This is a genomic window from Actinomycetospora termitidis (assembly GCF_030286555.1).
Lineage (GTDB): Bacteria > Actinomycetota > Actinomycetes > Mycobacteriales > Pseudonocardiaceae > Actinomycetospora > Actinomycetospora termitidis.
On the sequence record NZ_JASVWF010000007.1, the window covers coordinates 155069 to 174160 of the forward strand.

At 71.8% G+C, this 19092-nt stretch carries 39 protein-coding genes; 11 read left to right on the forward strand and 28 right to left on the reverse strand.

The genetic code is table 11. From position 1 onward, the window contains the following. Window positions 1–3: 3 nt before the first annotated feature. From QRT03_RS25820 to QRT03_RS25955, 28 genes are all read right to left on the reverse strand, one after another. Entirely contained in the window at window positions 4–1131 is a 1128-nt protein-coding gene (locus QRT03_RS25820) for a major capsid protein (protein ID WP_286056005.1), read from the reverse strand. Window positions 1132–1177: 46 nt separating this feature from the next. Next, on the reverse strand, window positions 1178–1585 hold the full coding sequence (locus QRT03_RS25825; RefSeq protein ID WP_286056006.1) for a head decoration protein: 408 nt from the start codon (window positions 1583–1585) through the stop codon (window positions 1178–1180). Window positions 1586–1602: 17 nt separating this feature from the next. Next, window positions 1603–2457: a hypothetical protein gene (locus tag QRT03_RS25830; RefSeq protein ID WP_286056007.1), complete on the reverse strand. Its 855-nt coding sequence runs from the start codon at window positions 2455–2457 to the stop codon at window positions 1603–1605. A gap of 294 nt (window positions 2458–2751) precedes the next feature. Beyond that, window positions 2752–3012, reverse strand: coding sequence for a hypothetical protein (locus QRT03_RS25835; protein ID WP_286056008.1), 261 nt, complete (start codon window positions 3010–3012; stop codon window positions 2752–2754). Between the two features lie 142 nt (window positions 3013–3154). Then, a complete protein-coding gene (locus tag QRT03_RS25840) occupies window positions 3155–3373 on the reverse strand; it encodes a hypothetical protein (protein WP_286056009.1) in 219 nt (72 codons plus the stop codon). Then, on the reverse strand, window positions 3370–3549 hold the full coding sequence (locus QRT03_RS25845; protein WP_286056010.1) for a hypothetical protein: 180 nt from the start codon (window positions 3547–3549) through the stop codon (window positions 3370–3372). The genes QRT03_RS25840 and QRT03_RS25845 overlap by 4 nt, the downstream gene beginning before the upstream one ends. Continuing rightward, on the reverse strand, window positions 3546–3821 hold the full coding sequence (locus QRT03_RS25850; RefSeq protein WP_286056011.1) for an FHA domain-containing protein: 276 nt from the start codon (window positions 3819–3821) through the stop codon (window positions 3546–3548). Before QRT03_RS25850 ends, QRT03_RS25845 begins: the two co-directional genes overlap by 4 nt. Further along, window positions 3811–4107: a hypothetical protein gene (locus QRT03_RS25855; RefSeq protein ID WP_286056012.1), complete on the reverse strand. Its 297-nt coding sequence runs from the start codon at window positions 4105–4107 to the stop codon at window positions 3811–3813. Before QRT03_RS25855 ends, QRT03_RS25850 begins: the two co-directional genes overlap by 11 nt. Further along, complete coding sequence (locus QRT03_RS25860) at window positions 4095–4424, reverse strand: hypothetical protein (RefSeq protein WP_286056013.1); 330 nt, start codon at window positions 4422–4424, stop codon at window positions 4095–4097. Before QRT03_RS25860 ends, QRT03_RS25855 begins: the two co-directional genes overlap by 13 nt. Next, window positions 4421–4798, reverse strand: coding sequence for a hypothetical protein (locus QRT03_RS25865; RefSeq protein WP_286056014.1), 378 nt, complete (start codon window positions 4796–4798; stop codon window positions 4421–4423). The genes QRT03_RS25860 and QRT03_RS25865 overlap by 4 nt, the downstream gene beginning before the upstream one ends. Window positions 4799–4946: 148 nt before the next feature. After that, window positions 4947–6308: an ADP-ribosyltransferase gene (locus QRT03_RS25870; protein WP_286056015.1), complete on the reverse strand. Its 1362-nt coding sequence runs from the start codon at window positions 6306–6308 to the stop codon at window positions 4947–4949. Continuing rightward, window positions 6305–6955: a hypothetical protein gene (locus QRT03_RS25875; RefSeq protein ID WP_286056016.1), complete on the reverse strand. Its 651-nt coding sequence runs from the start codon at window positions 6953–6955 to the stop codon at window positions 6305–6307. Before QRT03_RS25875 ends, QRT03_RS25870 begins: the two co-directional genes overlap by 4 nt. Then, window positions 6952–7299, reverse strand: coding sequence for a hypothetical protein (locus QRT03_RS25880; RefSeq protein WP_286056017.1), 348 nt, complete (start codon window positions 7297–7299; stop codon window positions 6952–6954). Before QRT03_RS25880 ends, QRT03_RS25875 begins: the two co-directional genes overlap by 4 nt. Continuing rightward, a complete protein-coding gene (locus QRT03_RS25885) occupies window positions 7296–7667 on the reverse strand; it encodes a hypothetical protein (RefSeq protein WP_286056018.1) in 372 nt (123 codons plus the stop codon). Before QRT03_RS25885 ends, QRT03_RS25880 begins: the two co-directional genes overlap by 4 nt. Before the next feature lie 169 nt (window positions 7668–7836). After that, on the reverse strand, window positions 7837–9783 hold the full coding sequence (locus tag QRT03_RS25890; RefSeq protein WP_286056019.1) for a hypothetical protein: 1947 nt from the start codon (window positions 9781–9783) through the stop codon (window positions 7837–7839). Further along, entirely contained in the window at window positions 9780–9998 is a 219-nt protein-coding gene (locus QRT03_RS25895; protein WP_286056020.1) for a hypothetical protein, read from the reverse strand. Before QRT03_RS25895 ends, QRT03_RS25890 begins: the two co-directional genes overlap by 4 nt. Window positions 9999–10224: 226 nt before the next feature. After that, window positions 10225–10539 carry a hypothetical protein gene (locus QRT03_RS25900; protein ID WP_286056021.1) on the reverse strand — a complete coding sequence of 105 codons (315 nt, stop codon included), beginning with the start codon at window positions 10537–10539 and terminating at the stop codon, window positions 10225–10227. Continuing rightward, entirely contained in the window at window positions 10536–10826 is a 291-nt protein-coding gene (locus QRT03_RS25905; protein WP_286056022.1) for a hypothetical protein, read from the reverse strand. The genes QRT03_RS25900 and QRT03_RS25905 overlap by 4 nt, the downstream gene beginning before the upstream one ends. Next, window positions 10826–11017: a hypothetical protein gene (locus QRT03_RS25910; protein WP_286056023.1), complete on the reverse strand. Its 192-nt coding sequence runs from the start codon at window positions 11015–11017 to the stop codon at window positions 10826–10828. Before QRT03_RS25910 ends, QRT03_RS25905 begins: the two co-directional genes overlap by 1 nt. Continuing rightward, entirely contained in the window at window positions 11017–11982 is a 966-nt protein-coding gene (locus QRT03_RS25915; RefSeq protein ID WP_286056024.1) for a phage terminase large subunit family protein, read from the reverse strand. Before QRT03_RS25915 ends, QRT03_RS25910 begins: the two co-directional genes overlap by 1 nt. Further along, window positions 11979–12161 carry a hypothetical protein gene (locus QRT03_RS25920; protein ID WP_286056025.1) on the reverse strand — a complete coding sequence of 61 codons (183 nt, stop codon included), beginning with the start codon at window positions 12159–12161 and terminating at the stop codon, window positions 11979–11981. The genes QRT03_RS25915 and QRT03_RS25920 overlap by 4 nt, the downstream gene beginning before the upstream one ends. After that, on the reverse strand, window positions 12158–12928 hold the full coding sequence (locus QRT03_RS25925) for a hypothetical protein (protein ID WP_286056026.1): 771 nt from the start codon (window positions 12926–12928) through the stop codon (window positions 12158–12160). The genes QRT03_RS25920 and QRT03_RS25925 overlap by 4 nt, the downstream gene beginning before the upstream one ends. Window positions 12929–13099: 171 nt before the next feature. Further along, complete coding sequence (locus QRT03_RS25930; protein WP_286056027.1) at window positions 13100–13378, reverse strand: hypothetical protein; 279 nt, start codon at window positions 13376–13378, stop codon at window positions 13100–13102. Further along, the gene (locus tag QRT03_RS25935) at window positions 13371–13715 is read right to left on the reverse strand and encodes a hypothetical protein (RefSeq protein ID WP_286056028.1); all 345 of its coding nucleotides are present in this window, start codon (window positions 13713–13715) and stop codon (window positions 13371–13373) included. Before QRT03_RS25935 ends, QRT03_RS25930 begins: the two co-directional genes overlap by 8 nt. 84 nt (window positions 13716–13799) lie before the next feature. Further along, window positions 13800–13934: a hypothetical protein gene (locus QRT03_RS25940; RefSeq protein WP_286056029.1), complete on the reverse strand. Its 135-nt coding sequence runs from the start codon at window positions 13932–13934 to the stop codon at window positions 13800–13802. An 88-nt stretch (window positions 13935–14022) separates the two neighbouring features. Further along, window positions 14023–14292: a hypothetical protein gene (locus QRT03_RS25945; protein WP_286056030.1), complete on the reverse strand. Its 270-nt coding sequence runs from the start codon at window positions 14290–14292 to the stop codon at window positions 14023–14025. Window positions 14293–14479: 187 nt separating this feature from the next. Beyond that, the gene (locus QRT03_RS25950; RefSeq protein WP_286056031.1) at window positions 14480–14701 is read right to left on the reverse strand and encodes a hypothetical protein; all 222 of its coding nucleotides are present in this window, start codon (window positions 14699–14701) and stop codon (window positions 14480–14482) included. A 47-nt stretch (window positions 14702–14748) separates the two neighbouring features. Continuing rightward, window positions 14749–15381, reverse strand: coding sequence for a helix-turn-helix domain-containing protein (locus QRT03_RS25955; RefSeq protein ID WP_286056032.1), 633 nt, complete (start codon window positions 15379–15381; stop codon window positions 14749–14751). Window positions 15382–15646: 265 nt separating this feature from the next. Here QRT03_RS25955 and QRT03_RS25960 point away from each other — a divergent pair, with 265 nt between their 5' ends. From QRT03_RS25960 to QRT03_RS26010, 11 genes are all read left to right on the forward strand, one after another. Then, window positions 15647–16024, forward strand: coding sequence for a hypothetical protein (locus QRT03_RS25960; RefSeq protein ID WP_286056033.1), 378 nt, complete (start codon window positions 15647–15649; stop codon window positions 16022–16024). 89 nt (window positions 16025–16113) lie between these two features. Beyond that, window positions 16114–16251 carry a hypothetical protein gene (locus QRT03_RS25965; RefSeq protein WP_286056034.1) on the forward strand — a complete coding sequence of 46 codons (138 nt, stop codon included), beginning with the start codon at window positions 16114–16116 and terminating at the stop codon, window positions 16249–16251. Beyond that, the gene (locus tag QRT03_RS25970) at window positions 16248–16442 is read left to right on the forward strand and encodes a hypothetical protein (RefSeq protein ID WP_286056035.1); all 195 of its coding nucleotides are present in this window, start codon (window positions 16248–16250) and stop codon (window positions 16440–16442) included. The genes QRT03_RS25965 and QRT03_RS25970 overlap by 4 nt, the downstream gene beginning before the upstream one ends. Then, on the forward strand, window positions 16439–16618 hold the full coding sequence (locus QRT03_RS25975) for a helix-turn-helix transcriptional regulator (RefSeq protein ID WP_286056036.1): 180 nt from the start codon (window positions 16439–16441) through the stop codon (window positions 16616–16618). The genes QRT03_RS25970 and QRT03_RS25975 overlap by 4 nt, the downstream gene beginning before the upstream one ends. Window positions 16619–16625: 7 nt before the next feature. Continuing rightward, on the forward strand, window positions 16626–16859 hold the full coding sequence (locus tag QRT03_RS25980) for a hypothetical protein (RefSeq protein WP_286056037.1): 234 nt from the start codon (window positions 16626–16628) through the stop codon (window positions 16857–16859). Next, window positions 16856–17056, forward strand: coding sequence for a hypothetical protein (locus tag QRT03_RS25985; RefSeq protein ID WP_286056038.1), 201 nt, complete (start codon window positions 16856–16858; stop codon window positions 17054–17056). The genes QRT03_RS25980 and QRT03_RS25985 overlap by 4 nt, the downstream gene beginning before the upstream one ends. Next, entirely contained in the window at window positions 17056–17310 is a 255-nt protein-coding gene (locus QRT03_RS25990; protein WP_286056039.1) for a hypothetical protein, read from the forward strand. Before QRT03_RS25985 ends, QRT03_RS25990 begins: the two co-directional genes overlap by 1 nt. Then, a complete protein-coding gene (locus QRT03_RS25995) occupies window positions 17307–17594 on the forward strand; it encodes a hypothetical protein (protein WP_286056040.1) in 288 nt (95 codons plus the stop codon). Before QRT03_RS25990 ends, QRT03_RS25995 begins: the two co-directional genes overlap by 4 nt. Window positions 17595–17697: 103 nt before the next feature. Beyond that, a complete protein-coding gene (locus tag QRT03_RS26000; RefSeq protein ID WP_286056041.1) occupies window positions 17698–17970 on the forward strand; it encodes a hypothetical protein in 273 nt (90 codons plus the stop codon). Then, the gene (locus QRT03_RS26005; protein ID WP_286056042.1) at window positions 17877–18617 is read left to right on the forward strand and encodes a hypothetical protein; all 741 of its coding nucleotides are present in this window, start codon (window positions 17877–17879) and stop codon (window positions 18615–18617) included. Before QRT03_RS26000 ends, QRT03_RS26005 begins: the two co-directional genes overlap by 94 nt. Then, the gene (locus QRT03_RS26010) at window positions 18617–19075 is read left to right on the forward strand and encodes a hypothetical protein (RefSeq protein WP_286056043.1); all 459 of its coding nucleotides are present in this window, start codon (window positions 18617–18619) and stop codon (window positions 19073–19075) included. The genes QRT03_RS26005 and QRT03_RS26010 overlap by 1 nt, the downstream gene beginning before the upstream one ends. Window positions 19076–19092 lie beyond the last annotated feature (17 nt).

A 19092-nucleotide genomic window follows, 5' to 3' on the forward strand; every position in this document is an offset into this window, starting at 1 on the left:
CGATCAGACGGGGGCGAGCGCCGCAGCCGCGGGGTCGCGGACCGTGACCTGCACCGTCTTGTCGATGTTCGGCATGGTCGGGAACATGACCGCGGCGGCCTTCGTCCACTCCGACGGCGGCTCGTCCTTCGAGTAGACCTGCCCGACGATGCCGGGGGCCTGCGTCGAGTAGCGGGAGTCGAGCAGTCGGGACTCCGCGGTCGGACCCCACAGCTTGTTGCCGACGGTCTGCGCGGGCAGCAGCGTGATCTTCTCCGGCTTCGTGCACGCCAGCGTCGCCAGGGTGCCGTCCGGGTTCTCCTTCTTCACCGTCACCCGGTACGGGTCCGGGGTCGGCAGGGAGAACTGCTGCAGCGCCTGGTTGACCTCGGCCGGCGACAGCGGCCGGTTGGGGGCGTTCTGGTCGAACATCCAGCCCTTGATCTGCGCGGACTGGCAGAGGTGGATGATCGTCGACGGGTCGCACAGGAAGCGGACGGGCCGCTCGCCGGTGCGGTCGAACATCCAGTCCGACAGGTTCTGCAGGTCCGTGAGCGGCGTCGAGTCGGCGTAGTCGGTCCACACCGGTCCGAGGAACCCGTTGTTCGCGAGGTCGGCGTTGGCGCCGTTCTTGCGGGTCACCAGGTTGAACCGCTGCTCGGCGGGGTGGCCGTAGTCGAAGCGGATCTTCACGCCGCCTTCGTCGAACACCACGGCGGGCTCAGTGAGCGCCTGCATCGTCAGCCACTCGGCGGTGGCCTGAATGCCGCGGACGTGCCGCTCGAGGTCCGAGTAGACGCCGCGGATCGCGGCCTGCTCGTCCTGGGTGCCAGCTCGCGGGTTGCGGTACCGGCGGATGATCTCCTTCTCGGAGATGCGGGACTTCCGCTTGATCGGCGGCAGCTCACCGGTCAGCCGCTCCCCGGCGCCCGGACGCCCACCGAGCGGCGCCTCGGCGTCCCACGAGATGATGTCGGCCATCACCGGGAAGTCGTTGACGCCCTTGAGGTACTCGAAGACGATGTCGTCGATCTGCTGCGAGGGCGCGAACTCCTCGGAGCGGTAGGTCGGGTCGACCTTGAGGTTGCGGATGAAGCCCAGCAGCACGCCCGGCTGGAACTCCTCCAGCAGGTGTAGTGGGGTACCGGCCATGATCGGTTTCTCCTGACGGTTCGGGTCGGCTGCCGGGGGAACGGGCCTACTGGAAGATGAAGCGCGGGGTGAGCGCCGTCTTGGCGGTCGCGTCGAGGCCGGTGAGCCGGGCCTCCTTCACGGAGCCCTGGATCATCAGGCCGGCGACGGTGTCGCCGCCGTCGACGCGGATGTCCCCGGCGAACAGCACGCCGACCGCGGCCTGGCGGCCGTCGGAGGCGCCGGAGGCGTAGGGCCCGTACTTCCCGGTGGCGGTGATCTTGCCCATGACGGTGCCGCCCTTGACGACCTTTTTGCCGTCCGAGTTCGCGGACACGGTGGCCGGGTCGATCGTGATGCCGCCCTGCTTGACCGTGTAGCGCTCGGAAGCGAGGAAGTCGACCTGGTAGCCCAGGTCGATCGGGTCGTGCCGGTAGCCGGGCGTGTAGCCGCCGCCGGAGTTGTACTGCGCCATGTCCGCTTCTCCTGATCTCAGGTGGTGGCCGTGCCCGTGGTGGCCTTGTGGCCGTTGGCCTGGTTGAACTCCTCGGCCATGGCCCGCGCCCGGCGGATGGCCTGCTCCTCGCTGCCCGCGGCAGCCCCGGTCGCCCCGGCGGCCGACGAGCCGCCTCCCTGGCCCTTGCCGGCGCCCTCGACGATCTGGCCCTTGCGGCGCAGGTAGCCGACGGTTTCGGTCTGCACGGCCTTCCGGAACGACTCGATGTCGGCCGTGGCTGCCTTCGCGGCGTTGCGGGCGGCCCGCTCCGGGCGCTGCCCGTCGGCGAGGTTGTCGGCGAGGTAGCGACGCCCGATGCCTTCGGCGAGGCTTCGGTACTCGGCTCCGGCGCCGTCGGGGCGCAGCTCGCGGAGCTCGGACCGCAGCTCGAGGTCGGCTTCGCGCTGGTCGGCGCGCGACGGGCCGTCGTCGTCCCGGTCGGAGCGCTGCCGGTCCTGGCCCTTGTCGTCGCCCTTGCCCTGCTGGTCGTCGTCGCGCTGGCCCTTGCGCAGCTGCTTGCCCTGCGCGTTCACGAGCCGGTCGGCGATCTGCTGGGCGTACTGCTGCATGGCCGGGGCGAGCATGTCGGCGACCTGCTTGAGCTGGCCCTCGGAGAGGTCCCCGCTCTTGCTGTCGTCCTGCTTGCCCTGGTCGTCGCCCTTCGTGTCCTGTTGGCCCGTCCCGGTCCGGTCCGTGCCCTTGCCGCCGAGAAGCGAGTCGAGATGGGCGTCGGACTGGCCGGAGCCGCCCTTCCCGCTGTCGCCCTGCTTGCCGTCGTGTGCGCGCTGCTCGGTGCCGGCGTCGCCCTTGGCGCCGTCGGTGCCGGACTGCGTGCTGGCGTCGTCCGCCACGGTGGCCTCCTCGGTGACGTCCCATCACGTCCCGTTCGGCCTGCCGGGCCCCACCAGCGGTTCCCTGTCGCAGACGCGCCCGTCGGGGATCGTCGGGCGGTCACGATCCACACGGGGTCGCGGGTGCGCCCGTGCTGCGAGCAGGGCGGGCGGGTTCGTCACACGGCGTCGAGCAGCACAACGCCCCCGGGTAGCTGGCCTCCAGCGCCCGGGGGCGAGGGCGGACGGCGGGCGACTATGCCGGCGGTCGGGTGTCGAGGCGTCCCACGACAGGCGCCCGTCCGTGCGGCGAGCCTAGCGCGGTCGGTGGGTGAGGATGCCAGCGTAGTCGGACAGCGGCGCCGAGCACGGCGGGCGCAGCACCTGCCCGTCGCAGCCCGGTCGGCAGCACTCGTAGAGCCGGTGCCCGTGGGGGGCGGAGGCGCGCACCGCCGGGCAGTTGCACGGCTGCCAGCCGACGGTGAACAGCGTGACCCCGTTGACCGGGCGTCCCCAGCGGCAGCCGTTCGGGCACCGCTCCGGCGGTATCTCGACGACCTCGCCTCCGTGCGGCACGACGGCGAGGGTAGGTGAGGTGTGCGCCCCGGCGCAGGACGTCGGGTGGGCGAAAGACGGGCCCACCCTCTGGCGACGTCCTTCGCTCCTCTGCCCGGGGTGGGCTCCGGGGGAGGTGACGTTGACGCCGGGGCGCGAGGTATCAGGCTGGCGGGTCCCAGAGCAGCTCACGGGTGCCGCCGCCGGGCTGGTCGACGTAGACCTTCCGACCGTCGCGCTGTGCCTCGCTCAGGACGTCGTAAAGCTGGACGGCCCGGTTCATCGTGTCGGCGTGGCCGAGCCCGTCGCGGGCGGACGCCGCCTTGAGTGCCGCCTCCGCCTTTGGGATCAGCGGGACTTGAATTGTGGACGACGTGATCATGGCTTCCTCCTGTCGAGCAGTCGTTCTCCTCGAGCCACCTCGCGGCGCAGCCACCCGGGCAGCTCCTCGAGCGTGGCGGCGTGCGACGTCCACGACTGGGCGGCCACCCGCACCTCGATGGTTGGCTGGGCGGCGTGCAGGGCACGGCCGACACGCCGGGACAGATCGGGGCTCACGCGCGCCGCCACGGGATATCCGTGCGGCCGACCCGGATGACCGTGCCGGGGGCGATCTTGCGCGGGCCGTACACGCGCGTGCTCAGCAACGGTGGACCACCGTCCGGTCGAAGCGTGGTGCCGTTCGTGGACCCCAGATCCTCCACGAAGACATCGCCGCAATCGTCCTCGAACACGCGGCAGTGCCGGTTGGAGACGTACGGGTCGTCGCTGATTCGCACGTCGCAGGACTCGTCCGTGCCGAACACGACCGAGCGCACGTCACTGCTCACAGCTGCACTCTGGCCAGAACGTCAGCGACCACGGCGCATGGTGGCCCTCGCAGCCGCATGTCTCGGTGCAGCGCCCGACGCCGTGCTTCCCGTTGTCGCCGACCGGGCGGTGTTCGTTGATCTGCCGGAGCATCTCGTTCAGCGTGCCGATTGCCGCCATCGACATGTCCCGATCGAGACCGGCTTTGACGCGCTCAGCGAGCGCGGCCTGCGCGAGGCACAGGTGCTCCTGCACCGTCTTCGGCACCTCGGTGCTGCCGGCGTCGACAGGGTTCACCGTGTCCACCGCCTGACGTGTCCCCGCTCGACGGCCAGCTCGGCGGAACGACGACGGAGGAAGGCGTGGTGGTCCTGCTCGGCCTGGCTGATCTGCACGGACATCGGCGGCCACATCGGAGGGCCGGACGGGCGGCTCATCGCCCCGCGGACCGCATCTGGGCCCGATGCCAGCGCCTCCACAAGGACCTTCGCGATGGCGCGGGACCGCGCCTCCTGCTCCTCGATGTCCGCCCACGGCAGCGCGCCTGTCATCTCGTCGTGGTCGTCCATGCCGAACGGGCGGGCGGCGTGCCCGACCCGTCGTCGTCCTCGCCTCTGCCTCATGGTTCCTCCACTGCGAGTGCGGTCCGGTTGACGACGAGCACGGTCCCGTCCGGGTAGCGGACCGCGTCGTAGCCGAGAGCGGCGGCCAGACGCCCCGGGTCCTCGGTAAGCACGCGTAAGCTGCGCTGCTCCCGCTCGGTGAGCGTCGCCAGCTCCTGCGCGCGGCGGGCCAGCAGTTCCTCGACGCCGACGAGGCGGGCGCCGGCCAGCGGCACCGCCCTCACCACGACGCCGCCATTCCCTGCGTACTGCCGGGCCGTGTCCGCGTCCTCGGTCGTGTAGATGCCGACGCCTCCAGCGCCGCGGCCGAGGTGCGCAGGTCCGCGCACGAAGGCCTCGGCGTAGTCGGCTGCACGCCTCGCCGGGGCGGTCACGAGCGAGATACCCGGGCGACGTACTCGCGCCACGCCTGCACGCCCTGCTCCAGCAGGATGCGCGTCGCCTCCTCCGAGGTGGACACGTCGGGCTCGACAGGCTGGAGGTCGTCCTCTACGAACCTGTCGGCTGGATCGTTCGGGCCGGTCACGGTGCCTCCGGGGGAAGTGCGACGACGTAGAGCACCCGCTGAGTGCCCCGGCGCTCTTCGGACTGCACGAGGTAGCGGGTGCCGTGACCCAGAATCAGCTCGTCCTCGTCGGCCTTGAACGTGACCCCGGTGCCACGGACGACGATCGCCGGAGTTCCGGCGGGCACGGTGATGTTCAGCAGGATGGACGCGGTGCTGAACTCGTCAGCCGCGGTGCCGAGGTTCGTCGACTGGTAGCCCGCGCCGACGAACACGTCGCCTGGCGACAGGTCGTCGGGCACGTTGCTGCTGACGCCCCGGGCCACCTGCACGTTCGCCGGCACCGAGTACGCCGCCAGGAGGCTGTCCAGGTTCCGGATGTCGTCCTCGGCCCACTCGTTGACCCACGACGCCCCGAAGCGCAGCCGATCGTTGATACCGACGTAGGTGCCGCCCACGTAGTCGGACAGCGAACTCCGCTGCTCGTAGGTCGAGGTCACGTTCTCGCGGTAGTGCTCGACGAGCTCGGCCGGCGTGTAGCTCCTCTTCGGCTTCACGACGGACGCGGAGGAGGGCTCTCCGGCGATGCCGCGGTGCAGGGTGGTGCCCGAGTTCGCGGCCTCGGCGCGGAAGCGCTGCTGGTCGACGACCACGGGCTCTCTGGTCCATCGCTGACGGCGCAGCAAGATCCGCATCACCTCGTCGTCCTCTGCCGTCGAGTGATGCGCTCGGTTCAGCTCGGCGGCGGTGTCGACCCACTCGCGCAGCGTCGTCCGCTGCGGTGCGATCGGCGCGGGGAGCGGGCCGTCGCCCTCGCGGCGGACGTCGCGGCTTTGAGTCGACTTTGGCGTGGACGACAGTCCGTCACTGCTCGCAAAGCCCTGGCCTCGCTGCTGGTCACGCAACGTGCCACGCTCGGTGCCCCGACGGGCCTCCCGCTCGCGGCGCCTACGCTCCCGCTCCTCGCGTCGGCGCCGCTCGACGTCTTGCTGCACTTCGCGGCGACGCTTGCGGCGCTCGGTGCGCGACGGCCTGCGTTGCTCGGGCGGCTCCTCACGGGCCCGCTCTTCGGCCTGCACCTCGGCCTGCTCTGCGCCGTGCGGCTCCACGTCCCCAGGGACCACCAGCACGACCAAGGTCCGACAGTGATCATGGAACGGCGGGTCCATCTGCGGGCCGATGAGGGTGTCGAACTCCTCGTCCATCCCGACGATCGGGTTGTCGGCGGCGAGAGCCAGGCAGATGTCGGAGGTGCGGTTGTCGATGACGTGGATGAGGCCGCGCTTGAGCTCGCGGATGGTGAACCGCCCGGAAGCCATCGTCTCCTGCGCGCGCTTCTCGGCCCTCTCGAAGGCGAGCGACTGCCCGGGGGTGCTCACGCCCGGGCTCTGTTCCAGCCGTCCATGCCGGTCCGCAGCAGCTGGTTGGTGACCGAGATGGTGGCGTCCCGCGCACCGCGACGCACCGGCGCCTCCAGGCCCCACACAGCGCCCCGGGTGCGTGTTCCGGGCAGTGGCACCCGGTCACGGGCGCATAGCCGCGACACCAGCGCCGGCGGCTGCTCGGCGTACACGACCCAAAGCCGCTTCTGCTCGGTGACCTCGTCGTCGACTAGGAACCGGGCTCCCTCCAGGCGGTCCGCGACCGAGGTGTAGCCGTCCCGCTCGATCGGCCCGGCCGCCTCCCGCGCCGCCGTGATCCCGAGCTCGGCGGCGGCACGCTCCGCATCGTTCCGGGCGAGCGTCCCCAGCTGGTCGGCGACCAGGCCCAGCGCGCGCTCACGGGTGAGGGCCAGCAGGTCCCCGACCGGGGGCAGCAGTACCCGCACCAGCCACCCGGACTCGGGCAGCAGGTCGTCCCGCAGCAGCCCCTCCCGGTCCTGCCCGGCTTCCCCGATCCGCTGGGCGACCGCGCGGGCGACCCGCTCCATGCGCTCGTCGAGGGCCCGGAAAGCGGCGTCCTCCATCTCGAGGAGTTCGTCGGCGGTGGACATGGCGGCGGCTCGGATGCGGTCGGCCGTGGTCACGCGCAGCAGCCGTCGCAACCGTGCGTCATCTGCGCCGACACCCAGTCGTCGGGAGTCACTGGCTCCGGCGGCTCGCCGTCGAGGCCGTGCATCCCGGAAGCGGCCAGCGCGCGCCAGTACGCCTGCTGGTCCGGGTCGGGGTGGCCGATGCGGTGCTCGCAGGTGCGCTCGAAAATGCCGCGGTCAGCGCGCCAGTGCAGGCGCATCCCGCGCATGGAGTGCTCGGTGGGCGAGTGCACGATGCACGTCCGGCCTGCACATTCGTCGGGGTCGTGCGTGGTCATGACCCGCACGTGGTCGGGCAGCACGGAGATGGTGGCGCCGTCAATCAGGACCGTGCTCACTCGTCGTCCTCCGGTTCGTCGGTGGCCCGCGCCAGCAGCTGCTCCGCCCCCGACACCTCGGGCAGCATCAGCGGGTTGCCGAGCAGGGCCGCGCGGCATCGGGCCGCGTTGTGGTTCAGGTAGGACACCCGGGACCAGCCGTTGGGCTTCACCTCGTGGCCGCCGAGCTGGTACCAGCGGCCGGCGATCCGGCCGGGGCGCTTGAGGGGCACCACGAAGGTGCCGCAGTCGTCGCACGGGCGGGGACGGCCCAGCACCTTGGCGGGCCTGCCGCCCCCGTCGGCGGTGACTTGACCGGGGGCGACCTTCGCGGAGGGCCAGCGCATCCGCACGGCCTTGCAGAGGTCCTGGGCGTAGGCGAGGGTCACTCCTCGGCCTCCAGTCGCTTCTCGGCGTCGTCGAGGTCCAGCGCGAGGGTGCGGACCCCGCGGCGGGCCTGCTCGCGGCCGTACGTCTCAGCCACGGCAGCGGAGACCACGCGCGGGTTGATCCATGCGCCGTTGTGAGGCGAGCGATGCACGACCAGCCACGAGTCGCTCACCGCTCGCTCCGCCCGTTCGCGTTCGCCCCGACGGCTTGGTCCCGCCCGGACGGTGGCCGGGCGTCGCCCGTGGTGCGCCCTGCCTGCGCCGTGGAGCTGCTGCCACCGCGGATGGCGCCCGTGCGCCCCGCCGCAGCGTCCTGGCCGCTCTGAGCGGACGTCTGGGCGCCGAACCGGCCGCCCTCGCCGAGCCCCGTCGCCTCCATCCGCTTCTGCGCCTGCTCGACCGCCTTGGCGCCTTCCTCGTCCAGCTCCTCCTCGTTGCGGTCGATCCAGTCCTCCGGCCGGCCCCGCTCGCGCCACATGCCGCGGCGGGACAGGGCCTTGGCGTTGAAGTCGTCCCGGAACTTGGCTTCGTCGACGATCCACCCGGTACCGAGTGACACGATGATCCGCCGGTTCGGGTACGGGTCGGTGTCGCCGCGCGCCCCGGTGGTCGGGCGGTCGCCCTCCTCGGTGCCGAGCTCGGCGTTCGGGTCGGCGGTGGCCGGGTCGTCGTCGGCCGGGTCGGGCGGGGTGGTTGCCCCGGACACCCACGCGGCGTGGCAGTCGACCACCACGCCGAGGAGACGCTTGATGTCCCGGATCAGCAGGGTGCGGATGCGGGCGAACGTGCCGGCGTCCTTCTGGTTGAGAATCTCCAGGGCGTAGCCGGACACCTGCCCGGTGTCGGCGACCGCTTCGGCATCGGAGCGGCGCAGCCCGAAGCTGCCGTACAGGGCCTCCAGCAGCACCTTGCGCTGGTGCTCGATCATCTGCGGGTCGGTGGGCAGCGACAGGGCGGTGGCGTTCACCTGGCCGGGGAAGATAGCGGCGTCCAGGACGTCGCGGCGCACCACCTGCTCTTTCCCGGCGCCCTGCCCGCCCGGCACCGCACCCGGCGGCATGACCTCCCCGGTGAGCACCACCGTGGAGTGGCTGTTGGCACGGGCGATCAGGAAACTGAGCTGCTCGACGGCGTTGTAGCGGTCGGCGTGCCGCATCACCTGCTCGGTGATCAGGCTCGAGCCGCGGGTGTCGCGCAGGTCGCGGTGCTCCACTCGGATCACCCACCACGGCAGCACCGGGGAGCCCCACTCGATCACCTCGGCGGGGCGCTCGGCGATCTCGTCGCCCTTGTCAATGATGTACACCCGCTCCACGCAGCGCCGCTCCCGCGGGCCGTCGGTGTCCGGGTCGCCGGCCGCGCCCTCCGGGGCGTCGGAGAGCACCCACTCGCGGCGGATGGTGCACTGCTCCGGCTCCCCGTTCCCGACCCCTCCCGGCACGACCCGCCAGTCCATCTGATCCACCAGGACCCGCTCGAGGCGGTCGGGGTGGTCGTCGACGAACCGCATCTCGACCTGCTCGGAGTTCCACAGCTCCAGCCACGCGTGCTGCTCGACGTTGTCCCAACGGACCAGCACGGGCACGTCCCCGGCCTTCCCTGCTTCGCGGAGCAGGGTGGCGATGGTGAGCTGGTCGTCGTCGTCGTCCCCACCGGACAAGGCGGGGGACGCGGCCAGGCAGGAGTCGATGATGGTCTGGACGGGGTCGGTGCGGCGGTCGTCGCGGTCTGAGTCGCCGCTCGGTCGCTTCCCGTCGGCGCTCGACTCGACGGTGAACCCGTCGGCGAGACGGTCGGCGATGAAGTCGACGCACTCGGCGAGCTGCGTGGAGTAGGCGTGGCGACGCAGGTGCTCGGGCAGGTGGAACAGGTCAAGTGCGGCGCGGGCGATGCCCTTCTCGCCGGGCGAGCGGATGTCCCCGCCCTGCTTGCGGACCTCGGCCATGCACAGCGCGTTGTCCAGGTCGTACTGCTCGCCGGCGTAGTAGAGCCGGCGGCCTTTGATGCCGTCGCGGCGCTGGTTCTCGAGGTCGGCGAGGTAGTCCTCGCGGGTGGCCCAGCGCTGGTTCTGGTCGGCGACGGCGGCACCGGTGGTGGGCTGCACGGCGGTGGTCACGAGGCGGCTCCATACAGGGCGAGGTGGGCGGCGTAGGCGTCGACAGCGGCCCTGGCCGCGACCTGCCAGGGGGCGCGCATCGCGGCGGACGCGTCCTCCCACGGCGGGGGGACGGCGTTGAGGTCGCGGAGCAGGTGGCTGCGTGACAGGCGTCCTCGGGACACCTCGTAGGCGGCTGCGGCGGCGGACTTCAGCGCGGCATCGTCGAACGTCACCGGCGCACCCCCCGCCCGTGCTTCGAGGTGCCCGTCGGCCCTGCCCCGGCGGTACGCGGGGCCACGGCTCTTCGCGTCGACCGCCACCGAGCAGACGAGGCGACGCAGCAGCAGCCGAATCACTGGCCCTCCGTCCCGGCCGACGGCTCAAAGAGGTCGGCCAGTACGACCTGCGTCTGCGGGGTCACGTCCACGTCTCGCTCGGCCTCGTTGGGCTCCGGGGCGGTCACGAGTGACCACCGCCGACGCGGTCGTACGTGCGCTCGAAGATGTCGGGCTTACACGGGTACTGCTCGCCCTTGACGCCCGTGATGATCCAGTCGCCGGGGCAGACGATGTGACCACCTTCGAGCGTGTCGATCCAGCCGTGGTCGTACATCTGCCTAAAGCAGTGGCCGCAGACCTCGTTCCCCGACACGTCGGGGTGGCGGTAATACCTGACCACCTCGCCCTCGGTCTCCGCTCCGCCGTCGTCCGGATGATCGCCATTGCGCATCCACTTCGCGGCCTCGATCTCGACAGGCTTCTTCCGGAACTTCATTGCTGGTCCTCTCGTCGTGGGGCGGGGATCATGGCCGCGAGGTTCAGCGGCGTCGTCGGGGGCGTGTCGTCGTGCACCCGCGCTGGGCGACGTTGCGGCATCGGCCCGGCGATCCGCTGCGCTTCCCGGGCGCTGGCACCGCCCGCGATCGCCGCGAGGCGTGCGCGCTTCCAGCCCAGCAGCTCCTCCTGGTGCTGCTGCTCGGCGACGAGCGCCTGCTGGCGGGCGTGTCGTTCCTGACGAGCGGCGGCACGCTCGGAGCGACGTCGACGCGAGTGCCGGCCCATCAGTGCTCGCCCTCCGGGGTGACGAAGCCGCGGTAGCTGTAGGCAACGCCGTCCTCGTCGAGCACGTACTCCACGGAGCGCGCGTCGGCGTCCAAGCACGCGACGACGGTCGGGAGACGGCCGGACGGGTCGAGCTCCACGTCGACCGAGCCCTCGTCGTGCGGGCCGCCGTGCAGCGGGACCGTCGGCATCACTCACGCCCCTGCTGCAGCCCGGTGGCGATCTCCCCGACCTGGCCGAGCATCAGTCGCATCCCCCACCAGCAGTGCCAGAACGCCATCACGCAGTCGTCGTGCTCTCCGGAGCCCTGCAGCTTCCCGTCCTCCCAGCCGAACGCCTCGAACTCGGCAAGGAGGGTCTCGACGTCGTCGAAGCCACGGCCGTCGCGGCGGTACGGGAACGACCACCTGCGGTTCGTGAAGTCGACGATCATCCCCGGGACACCGGACTGCAGGTCGCGTTTCTGCCCGGCCGCGTGGTGCGACATGACCGGGACCGTGGTGCCCTCCTGCAGCGACTGCCGGTACACGATCTGCATGGCGTCGCCCTCGATCACATCCAAGTCAGTGGAGTAGCGGTGGTGGTGCTGCTCGACGAGCGCGACCTGCTGCGGGTACGACATCCGCTGGTGGCGTTCGATGTCGATGACCCGGTGCGGCTGGCGGCCCATCCGGTCCCCGACCGCGGTCACCTTCACCAGGTAGTCGCCGCCGACCTTCTCCGACCACGCCATGTCCCACCCGGACACGACCACGAACCGGTCCCCGTCGTACTCGGGCTTGCGGTAGTGCGGCAGGCACTCCAGGCCCACCTCGAGCATCGGGGCCATGAGTTCGCGGGGGAACAGCGACGACTCCGACGAGCGGGGCGACGTCTGAATCTCGCGGTCGAACAGCAGCGGCCCGATCTCGCCGCGCTTCGCGTTCAGGCAGCGGGTGTTCTCCGGGCAGGTGGCGCACGGCAGCTCGCGACGCACCTGCGGCTGCAAGGCGGGAGGGGCGGCCTCCACGGTGTCGATGCACGTCTGCAGAGCGATCGCCGGCCAGCGGGCCGACCACAGGCTGTGCCGCACGTTGACGGGCTCGGAGGGCGCGCGGGTGTCGGCCTGCGGGTCGTCGGCGGGCCCGACGACGGTGCGGCCGAGCACGGCGGTCACGTGAGCGCTCCGAGGTGCGTGGAGCGGGCGACGACCTCGCCTTGGTGCGCGATGAGGAACGGCATCAGCTCGTCGGGTCGGGTCGTGCAGGGGAACGGTGTGTACTCCCACAGCACGTGGTCGGCTTCGGCGTCGGTGAGGCCGGGGACCACGCTGTGCACCAGCTCGATGAACGTCATGCGATCTCGACCGCCCAGGTGCCGCCGACGCGCTCGGCGGGCGCGCACTCCGCGGAGTACCGACGGAAGTGGTAGCGCGAGTTGTCCCGCATGGACATCAGCAGGTCGGACGCGTGGAACGGCGTGCCGACGAGGTGGATCACGGTGGCCGGCATCGTGACCATGGCCGTGGTGCCCCACATCCGCGCGGGCCGGGTGGTGCCCGGGTGGGCCATGTTGGCGACCGTGCCGAACCACCAGCGGGCCGTCTTGCGGCGCTGGTGCTCGGTGGCGGTGCCCTCGTCATCGAGCACGTCATCACCGATGATCACGTCGGGGTGCGCGGATCGGACCCGCTTCCCGGCGCCGGCCACGGTGATCCGGGCGCCGTTCGCCAGGACGAGGTCGTCAGCCCGGTCGACTTCGGCGCCGTCGACGAGCTCGGGGGCCACGGCTTCGATGGCGGTGCGCACGCGCGCGAGCAAGCCCTTGGCCTGATCAAGGGTCTGCGAGAAGCCGTAGGTCCACAGGCCGGGCGTGTAGACGGACCGCCAGGTGGTGGCGTTCTCGAAGAACGTGGCCGTCTTGGCGTGCTCCCGCGGCGCGACGACGGCGAGGCGGCGCTCGGTCTGGGCAAGATCGCACCACTCGTAGTGGAACGGGGCCATCGTGTAGCCCAGCTTGTGCTCGGCGAACGTGGCGAGGTCGGCGGCGCAGGCCAGCTCGAGGAGCTCGTCGGTGTCGACGTCGCCGAGCAGGCCGAGGTCCAGATCGGGGGTGAGGGTCACCAGGGCCACCACCCGAGGCCGGCGAGGACCGCGCAGGCGAGGATGAGGCAGCAAGCGCCGCGGAGCAGGACGTCGCGGGGGGCGGGGGTCATCGGGCGATCACCGGGAACCGCCAGGTAGCCCAGGCCATGAGCACAAGCCACGACAGGTCGAACACGGCAGCGGCGGCGGTCACGCGGTGGTCCCGTTGGTGCGGCCGTCGAAGGCGTGGTGGACGACGACAGCCCCGATGTGCGCGCCCTCGCGGTGCACCTGCACCGAGGGGCGGCAGGGGCACTGCACGAGCCGCGGGCGGCCGCCGGTGTCGATCGCGAACCAGCGGTGCGGGCTGGTGTAGCCCTCGCCGTGCTCGCCGAGGTAGCCGCCCGGCACGTCATGAAGCACCGAATCCCACAGCGGCACCACGTCGGCGACCTTGGTGGCGTCGGACAGCTCGATGACCTCACCCACGGGCCGGCTCCCTGATGGTGGTGCCGCAGGCGGCGCAGCGTTCGGTGACGCCCCACAGCTCGCGGCGGTGGATGGGGTGCAGGCAGGCGCCGGTGAGCATGCGGGTGGTGACGTTGCGGGCCGCGCCGAGCGTCGGGCCGCCCCCCGAGGGGACGGGGGCGGCCCGACGTGCCGCCTGCTCGGCGGCGTCCCCGTCAAGGGCGTCCTCGAACAGCAGCTTTCCGAGCCCGGAGATGGTGACGCCGCGGCGGCCGGCGAGTTCGGCGACGGCGGCTTTCATGCCGTCGGGCAGCGAGATGTTGACGAACTCGCGGCCGTCTTTCGACGCCACCCGCACCCCCTAGATGATGACTCGCTGCGTCGCCAGTAGTCGGCGAGAGGCTAGCAGGAGACGTCACACGGGGCGATCAGGCGCGGGCACCTAAAGCCGCGAGTCGCGGTCGACCTTCCGCAATGTCCGCTCGGCTTTGACCTGGACCGCGCCCGCGTAGATCAGTAGCAGGATCGATAGGCCGACGCTGCTGATCATCAGCCACGAGAAGAGCACGACGCTCATTACGCCTTCCGTTCCCAGCCTCGCGCGAGCGCGAGCAGCCCGGGGGAGTCCGGACCGAGGGTGCGGTGGGTGTGCCAGAGGCGGCGGATCACGGGGTCACGTCCAGCTCAGCGGCACGGCGGCGCAGCACCGTCGGCAGCGATTGCATGGACCAGCACTGGTTCTCGACGTCCTCGGCCCAGCTCCGCAGCTCGGCCGCCACGACCGGGGCGGCGATCGCGCGCACGTAGTCGTCCGTCTCCCGCATCATGCCGCTGAGGTCCGCTAGGTCGCGGTGCACGTCGTCGTAGTGGCGTTCCAGTGCCGTCACGGCCTTGTCCGGCACGGCCAGCCCCACGCCCTCGGTCGTCTTGCTCACGGCTTCCTCCTGTCAATCTCGGGGGTCCAGCCCACAGGCATGCGGGTCACGGCGTAGGCGAGGCAGCGCCGAGCGAACTCGGACAGGTTGCCGCCTGACTCAGCTTCGGCGCGCTCCTCCAACTTCTCGCGGCCGGTGGCGCCGACCCGTACGTTGATCGGCCGGCGCAGCGGGCCGGGGCGAGGGCTCACGCCAGCTCGCCGTCGACGATCTCGCGAAGGACGAGGATGAACACCTCTGCGTTGTCGAGGTCGGGGCGCTCGTCGCACAGGTCGAGAGCCCGAGCGTTGGCGACGTCGCGGCCAACGCCCAGCCCTTCGGCGATCGCGAGGAAGTTTTCGACCTCGAGCAGCGTGGCGCGCTGGCGCTTGCGGGCATCGGCGGTGGCGGTCGTGGAGTCCGTCGTCATGTGTATGACACTACCGCACGCCTACTCGTTGTGTCACACACTATTGCCTACTGGATACGTCCCGAGTCGCCGTCCGAGGCTTCGATCACCTGGTGCTGCTTGCGGCGGGCCAGGATCGGCGCCAGCACCCGTGCCACCTGCCGCGCTTCCGAGTCGTCCAGGTCCAGCAGCGCCGCCAGCGACCGGCCGGCGCCCGGGGCCACGTCCGGATCGCCCTGCGTCGGCGGGTTCACCTCCTCGAGCGGGGCGTGTTTCGCGCCGGACAGGTCGGCGATCCGGTCCACCAACTGCATCGCCCGGTCCGTCGCCCACATGTCGACGCCCTTCTCCCGCGGCGCCCCGTGCTGGTCGAGGCCCATCGCACCCGGCCACACCTTGGCGAGCAGCCGCTCGTAGCGGGCGAGGGCTTCGCGGCGGTACTCGGCGGCCGACTGCATGGGCATGTGCTCGAGCAGGCGCTTGACCGCGACGTAGGCGGCCTTGGCGTCGTAGTAGCCGCAATCGGGGTGTTCGGCGACGTCGGCCCAGGTCAGGCCCCGCGTCTTGAGGTCGAGGGCGCGTCGGGCGCGGAGCTGGTCGCGGTAGCGGGCGGCGGTGGTGTTGACCTCGCGGACGAGCTCGTCGGACGGGCCGTGTGGTCCGTCTTCGGATGGTTCGTGCTGCTCGTCGGGGTTTGCCACGGGGGTGATGGTGCCCGACCGTCGGGCGGGTTGCTCTGACTGGCTACGTCGCCGGTATTGACTTGCTGCGCGGGCGTGCGCGAGTGTGAGCGGGCACGGCAGGCCGGATCGACCGGCCGCCACTCGCTGGAGGTTTCTGATGACCGTCACCGACGGGCTCTGGCTCACCACGACCGAGGACCCCGCCGTCGACGCAGCTGTCCGGACCTTCGCAACGACTGCGCAGTGCGTCCGCCTCGGAGACGTGCTGCCTCAGGTTGGCACCGTGACCGAGATACAGCGCTTCGGCGGCCAGCTCTACATCGAGGGCACCCGCAACATGGTCGTGAAGATGCCCAACAGCCCCGTCACTGTGACCCGCGCGCTCACCTCGCCTCAGGCTGCCACACTCGAGGAGCAGGGCCAGGAGCTCGCGGAGCTGCGGGCGCAGGTGGAGGGCCGGCCGATCGCGGCTGCGGTGGTGGAGGACGACGGCCGGGTGCGGCTGGTCGACGAGCGGGCGCGGACGGTGCGCGAGTTCGTGGCGCTGTACGGCTCGGAGTCGGTGGACGCGGCGCTGCTGGCGTGCGGGTTCCGGCGCACCGAGGAGTGGGCCGTGAACAAGCTGGGCTGTCCGGTGGCGCGGATCGCGTCCGTGCGCTGAGCAGCCAGCAGTAGTGCGGCGACTGACGACGTCGTTGGACCATGGAGCCACCCGGCGATGGTCGCCGGGGTCGATGAAGGAGAGCAGCGATGGGCTGGAGCACGCGGACTCGCGAGGGCGACAAGCCGGCGAACGTGGCGCGGCGGTCGCGGGAGTCCCGCGAGGCGCACGGCGCGCACTGCCGGTGCGTGACCTGCAAGAACGAGCCGATGCCGGGTCGGCGATGACCGTCGAGGTGGCGGTCGCGGCGTCCGACGTGGCGTGCTGGGCGTACCCGTCGGTGGACGGGGACGAGCCGTTCCTGCGCTTCGCGTGCCTGATCTGGGCGATGCAGCGGGCGCTTGACCAGGCGCGGGAGGACTACCCGGAGGTCGGGCCGTGCATGAGCTGGGGCGCAGGGATGCGCTACGGGCTGTGAGCAGGCAACCGGCGCGGCTGCTGTCGGCGGCCGAGGTGGCGGCGTGGCTCGACGTGGACGTGTCGACGCTGCGCCGCTGGAGGGCCGCCGCGCGCGGTCCGAAGTGGTCCCGGGTGGGCCGGGACGTCAGGTACGCGAGGGAGGACGTGAAGAAGTGGCTGGAGACGAGCAGGTGAGCAAGCGATGACACTGGCGATGGGCCGCGAGGAGCGGAAGCTGCTGTCGCCGACCGCGACCGGGCCATACGGCGCCGTGTGGCGCTCGGACCCGCCCGAGGTCTGGGAAGTCACCCTCACGCACGAGGGTGTGGATCACTGGACGCAGATCGAGCCGCTGCCCGGCCCGCAGGCCGTGGCGATGGGGCAGGCGATGCTGGCGGCCGGGTGCCGCGACCTGGACGACGGGGAGCAGGGGTGAGCACGCGAGCGACGGCCGCCGCGCTGCTGCCTGTGGCGGTTGTGGTGCTGTTCGTCGCGGCAGGTGCAGGCGTGCTCGGCGTGTTCTACCCGATGATCGGGTGGGCGCTGGTCGCCCTGTTCGTCGGCGGCGGCGTGACCGCGCTCGTGCTGGGGGAGCGGGACCGTCGTCGGGCGCGTCGAGGCGGTGAGCGGTGATGGGCTGGCTGAGCAACGCGCCCGTCGCGCGGGGCGCCCGGAGCGCGGGCGTGAGTTCCATCCCGATCTCGAAGCTGTACGGGTCGCACTCGCCCGACGAACACCGGGTGAAGCCGTGGCGCGGGTCGTGCCCGCCGATCACCGTGGAGCGCAACGGTCGGCGCTATCGGCTCGTCGACGGGGCGTCGCGGGTGGAATCCGCTCGACGGGCCGGTGCGCGCACCATCCGCGCCGAGGTCTGGGAAACGGCGTGAGCCGCGACCCGGACGGCGTCAGCCACCACGAGATGGTCCACGCGCGGGCGTGCCGCGGGGAGCGGCTGCCCGTTAAGTGGGTGCGGCGCGGCCGGGAGCTCGTGGTCGAGTCTCACGTGCCGTGGGGCCGGAAGGGCAAGGCCCGCGCGGCGGTTGCCCTCATGGCCGGAGGGCTCGCCGGCGGAGGCGATGGCGCCGGAGACATCCATGCAGCCGAGGGCCTGGCCCGGGAAGCGGGCGTCGACGTCGCCGAGATCAGGCGTCGGGCCAAGCGGTACCTGTAGCGGTACTCCACTCCGGTACCGGTCCCGCGAGCTGTGTGACGACCGGTACCGGAGTCCCGTACCTTTTCAGATATGGAAAGCCACACGGCTACTCTCCCGCGCCGTGACGAGCCGGGAGGAGCAGAGCGCCTTGACCGGCCTATCGGCGCTGCTGGCGCGCGACCTGACGACGGCGGACCGCGAGGAACTGATCGCGGGAGTACGGCAGTCCGAGCTGGTACTGGACGAGGCCCCGGTCTGGACGGGCCGACTGCTGGAGGCCCTGCACGACACGGGGATGTCGTGGCCGGAGATCGAGCGGGCCACTCAGCTGCCGGTCGGGACGGCGTACCGACGGTTCAAGCAGTACCGCGAGGGGCGCGACGCGGCTGGCTGACCGTCGCCCTCGGGGCGGTCCTGCTCGGGGCGTTCGTCGTCTCGGCGTCGTCGACCTGGCAGCTCGGAGAGCGCCACCACCTCGGTGACCTGGCCCGGGTCGCGCTGATCGCGATGCTCGAGGTCGGGTCGATCACCGGGGCGTCGCTGTACGTCTCCACCCGCGACCGCCGTACCCGGGTGCGGGCGGGCCTGCTCGTGGCCATCGCCACCGGGGTGGCCGCGACCGGCGGGGTGCAGGCGTACGGCTTCCTGATCGGCCTGTCGGTCGCCGCGGTCCTGCTGCTGATGGTCGAGGTGATCTCGCGGTACTGGCACGAGACGGGACCGGTACCCGCGGAGCAGCCGCAGGCGCCCAGCGAGGAGCCGCCGACACCGGTCCAGGTGCCTGCCGAGCGGCCCGCGCTGGTGTCGCTGCCCGGTACCGGGACCGACGACACCACGCCGGTCCCGGTACCGAAGTCGACGACCGGTCCCGCCCGCGCTCGGGCGACGAAGGCGAAGCACTCGGACGAGGTCGTGGTGGCGTGGCTGCGTGAGCAGCTCGCCGACCCGCAGGCGAAGGACCCGACCGTGGACGCGGTCGTGGAGAGGTTCTCGACGGGGCGCACCCGAGCGGTGCGGCTGTGCCAGGAGGCGAAGGCGTGATGACCAGCAAGACGATGTGGGTGGGCGGCGTCAAGGTCACGGCGTCGAAAGCGGGCGGCACTCTCGGTGCGGCGCTTGTCGCCGGCGTGCTGGTGGTGGCCGCGCTCGCCCTGGTCACGCGGCTGCTCGGGTCGACAGCGATGGGGTTCGCCGCCGCGAACGCTGCGGTGTCGTCGGCGATCGGGCTGGTCGGCGCGGTCGGGGCGATCGTGCTGATCGTGGCCGCGGTCGCGACCGCCGTCGGGTGGGTCGTGACCGCCCCGAGGCGGGCCCGGGAAGCGGCCCGGTGCGCGGAGTTCCGCCGCACCCAGCAGCAGTCCCGCGCCACCACCGCGGTCCGGGACCGGACCCGCACCGAGCAGGTCCCCGGGCGGCCTGCGCAGGCACTGCCGGCCGGTCAACCGGTGCGGGTGGAGGCGGTGCGCCTCAACGAGCTCGACCGGGTCCGCGAGCGGTGAGCACGCGGCGGCGCCCG